Genomic DNA, 975 nt, shown 5'->3' with positions numbered 1-975 from the left:
CGCGGTCGGTGCGCTCCCAGGTGAAGTCCGGCAGCTCGCGGCCGAAGTGGCCGTAGGCGGCGGTCTGGGAGTAGATCGGGCGGAGCAGGTCGAGGTCGCGGATGATCGCGGCCGGGCGGAGGTCGAAGACCTCGCCGATGGCGTGCTCGATGAGGTGGAGGGGGATCTCCTCGGTGCCGAAGGTCTCGACGAACAGGCCGACGGGCTCGGCCTTGCCGATCGCGTAGGCGACCTGGACCTCGCAGCGCGAGGCGAGACCCGCGGCCACCACGTTCTTGGCGACCCAGCGCATCGCGTACGCGGCCGAGCGGTCCACCTTCGACGGGTCCTTGCCGGAGAACGCGCCGCCGCCGTGGCGGGCCATGCCGCCGTAGGTGTCGATGATGATCTTGCGGCCGGTGAGGCCGGCGTCGCCCATCGGGCCGCCGATCTCGAAACGGCCGGTCGGGTTCACCAGCAGGCGGTAGCCGTCGGTGTCGAGCTTGATGCCGTCCTCGACGAGCTGCTTGAGCACGTGCTCGACGACGAACTCGCGGATGTCGGGCGCGAGCAGCGACTCCAGGTCGATGTCCGAGGCGTGCTGCGAGGAGACCACGACCGTGTCCAGGCGGACGGCCTTGTCGCCGTCGTACTCGATGGTGACCTGGGTCTTGCCGTCGGGACGCAGGTACGGGATGGTCCCGTTCTTGCGGACCTCGGTCAGGCGGCGCGAGAGCCGGTGCGCGAGGTGGATCGGCAGCGGCATCAGCTCCGGGGTCTCGTCCGAGGCGTAGCCGAACATCAGGCCCTGGTCGCCGGCGCCCTGCTCGTCGAGCTCGTCGTCCTGCCGGGAGGATCCCTCGACCCGCTTCTCGTACGCGGTGTCCACGCCCTGGGCGATGTCCGGGGACTGCGATCCGATGGACACCGACACGCCGCAGGAGGCGCCGTCGAAGCCCTTCTTCGAGGAGTCGTAACCGATCTCCAGGATCTTGT

General features: G+C 69.6%; 1 protein-coding gene. It reads right to left on the bottom strand.

Translation table 11 applies throughout. The features are described 5' to 3' along the window. On the bottom strand, positions 1 to 975 hold a 975-nt coding region (metK, locus tag K7G60_RS38565), incomplete at both ends, for a methionine adenosyltransferase (protein ID WP_225805624.1).

Source organism: Streptomyces sp. NK15101, from assembly GCF_020400725.1.
Lineage (GTDB): Bacteria > Actinomycetota > Actinomycetes > Streptomycetales > Streptomycetaceae > Streptomyces.
Note: the sequence above shows the minus strand (reverse complement) of the source record. Positions and strands in the feature narration are given on the sequence as shown.